The following is a 2894-nucleotide window of genomic DNA, read 5'->3' on the forward strand; positions in this document are numbered from 1 at the left end:
GCCGTGGCACAGGCGCCGGCTGGTCAGCGCCACCGCGGCTAGTGTCCCGGTCCTGAGATTCGCTCGCAGTAGCGCCCGATGGCATCGATGATCTGGTCAGCGGTCCTGGTCCACCTGAAGGGCTTGGCGTTTTCGTTCCAGAATGTGATCCACTGTTCGAGTGCGCAGGTCAACTCGTCGACGGAGCAGAAGACCCCCGGTCCAGGCGACGGCGTTGCAGCTCGGCGAACCACCGCTCGTCGGGTAGCGGGGACGCGTTGCCGCGTCCCCGCCCGGTCACCTCCAGTTTCGTCTCAGAACCGGCCGTGCCCGCTTTCCAGGCAACCGGCTCAAGCAAGCCCATCCGATCGGCGAGGACAACCTTCGGGACCCCGCCCAGCACGTCGAAACACTCCGCCAGCAGAGCGAACGTCGTCGCGGCCCGCTCGTCGTCGGCGAACCGGACGAACCTGACCCGTGACCACGCCAGTACCGCGCAGAACACGTGCAGGACACCGAGCGTGCCCCAGTCGATCGCCAGCACCTCACCCGGCGTCCACACCGCCGGCCGCCGGCCCCGGTGATGCCCCGCCCGCCAGTCCGCCTTCGCGCCGGCCACCAGCCGGCGGAAGTTCCGCGGCGAGCCGTCATAGCCCGCCGCCCGAGCCACCGGCAGCAGCCGCTTCGCCGAGATCCGCCCGCCGGTCACCTTCACCCGGTCCGCCACCAGTTCGGCGACCGAGTCGTAGTTCCGCGCCCGCCGCGCCCGCGGCGGACGGCCACCACCGGACTCGTGCCGCTCGATGATCCGGCGGACCGTCTTCGGGGTCGTGCCACACATCGCCGCGGCACCCCGGTAACTACCCACCTCCCGGTAGGCCGAAATCACGTCCATACGTTCCCTCGCAGACTTCAATAGGAGCTCCTGGGCGGTGCAGTGACTGGCTAGACACCGCCACCGTCACCGTCCAGGCCTCACGCTCCCGGTCGACACGACATCCCACGAGGAACCGGGACCACGCTCCGGCCACCAGCGAGGACCTCCACCTGGCCACCCGCGGGGACCTCTACCTGGCCAACAACGAGGACTTTTTCATGGCCACGGACACCCGACGACACCACGGTCGTCTGCGCCGACGAACTCGGCCCGGTGATCCCCCGCGCCTTCCCTCCAGTTCCTGGCTGGTCCCCGGACGGACACCGCATCAAAAACGAGATCGACTACAGTCGCGACCCGGAGAAGACCTTGGTCTACGGCGGCCTGCGGCCCAGGGATGGTCAGGAAGTCACCCTGACCGCTTCCTCCCGCAACAGCGTCTACTACCAGCAGTTCCTGCAGGTCGTGGAGGACGCGAACCCGACCGGGACCATCACAGTGGTCACCGACAACCTCTCCTCCCACGACAGCAAGACCACCCGCGCCTGGTTGGAAGACCATTCCCGGATCCGACACGCGTTCATCCCAGTGGGTGCCTGCTGGCTGAACCTGCAGGAGGGCTGGTGGCGGATCTTCCGCCGGGCGGCGCTGGCCGGCCAGTCCTTTGCCGACGCGGGCGAGATCAACGAGACTACCCGGCTGGCGACCGCCCAGCTCAACGCCCGCGCGAAACCCTGGGTCTGGGGACGGCCCGCCCCACCGACCCGGACGCTCCGCCGCCGTTTTGTGTACTGCCTTTGAGGAACCCAGCACTATGAACTCGGCGTCGACGCCGAACCCGGTCTGCGGCTGACGGCTGCCTTCACCGAGCTCACCCAGGCGATCTGATCATCCGCCCGACAGGGCCCACCATGTCTTTCCTCCACTCAACGCAACAGACCCCCTTGCATCGTTCCGGGCGGCAATTTTCCTGTTTTTCTTCTGCCGGGACTTCCCATTCTAAATCTAATTTTCGATAAGACTCAACGTATCCATTCATATGAATTCACGAACGGCCTGTATGAACTGGTTGAACTGGCTACGGTGCACGTCGTGTGACGCGTTGTGCAATTCGATGGTGGTGCAGCAGGCGGGCAGGATGCGACGTGCGTGTGCCCAGTCCTCGTCAGACCACAGGCCGCCCCGCAGGGGGTTGGCGCGGATGAGAAGGGTCGGAACAGTGAGCTGACTCAGGAGTGGGAGTAGCGAGCCTGTACGGGATCCATCGCGCACCAGGCTCTCGACGATGGCCGGATCGGCGTGCCGGAAACCCTCCACCAGGCTGTCCACATCATCGGTGTGCCAGTCGGCATTGACCACGGTGAGGATTTCCCGCAGTTCGTCTTCGGGCAGTGCGATGGCCCTGATCAGGTCGTTGATGTGTTTGCATTGCAGGTTTGGTGACATCATCACCGGGGGGTCTTCAAGAACAAGCCTCGACACCGCCGGGGCGGGCCGCCCCGACCCGGCACCGGTCGCGGTGACCAGGGCCACGGCGGCTCCCCACGAGTGGCCGACCAGTATGGCTCCCTCGGCCTTCACGGCGACCAGGAAGGACATCACGTCATCAGCGGCCTCGCGTAGGCTGTATGACCCGGTGGGTGGTCGAACACTGGCACCATGTCCTCGCAGGTCGAGCGCGAACACCTGGTACCTATCACCCAGCGCGGGGCCGACGCGAGACCAGCTTGCCGCCGATCCCGCGTTGGCATGCAGCAACACGACCGGCATTCGATCATCCCGATCTTCACCCCAGACCCGATAGTTGAACTGGCCGGCAGGAAGATCAACGAATCGTGCGCGCCAGCACGAATCGGCGCCGTTAGCGTGTGCGCCCGTCATGACAGTAACTCCATTCTTCGTTCCAGCGGTAACCGCTATGGCGCTACGGTCGTGCCTTCCGACGATTCTGCGGACCGGATCCGCTCCCACGTCAGGCACAGGACCCGGATGTCCGACCCGTCCTGCTTCGCCGGACAACACAACGTCAACACATCCC

General features: G+C 65.7%; 1 protein-coding gene and 2 pseudogenes. 1 reads left to right on the plus strand and 2 read right to left on the minus strand.

Annotated elements, in window-relative coordinates; all coding sequences use genetic code 11:
• Positions 1 to 328: 328 nt before the first annotated feature.
• A pseudogene (locus tag DD1DGNOD_RS16780) lies at positions 329 to 895 on the minus strand (helix-turn-helix domain-containing protein); the annotation flags it as partial.
• A 210-nt stretch (positions 896 to 1105) separates the two neighbouring features.
• Here DD1DGNOD_RS16780 and DD1DGNOD_RS16785 point away from each other — a divergent pair.
• Positions 1106 to 1657, plus strand: a pseudogene (locus DD1DGNOD_RS16785) (transposase); the annotation flags it as partial.
• A 234-nt stretch (positions 1658 to 1891) separates the two neighbouring features.
• Here DD1DGNOD_RS16785 and DD1DGNOD_RS16795 read toward each other — a convergent pair.
• Positions 1892 to 2737, minus strand: a complete 846-nt coding sequence (locus DD1DGNOD_RS16795; RefSeq protein WP_131770556.1) for an alpha/beta fold hydrolase — start codon at positions 2735 to 2737, stop codon at positions 1892 to 1894.
• Positions 2738 to 2894 lie beyond the last annotated feature (157 nt).

The organism is Candidatus Protofrankia californiensis, assembly GCF_900634765.1.
GTDB classification, from domain to species: Bacteria; Actinomycetota; Actinomycetes; order Frankiales; family Frankiaceae; genus Protofrankia; species Protofrankia californiensis.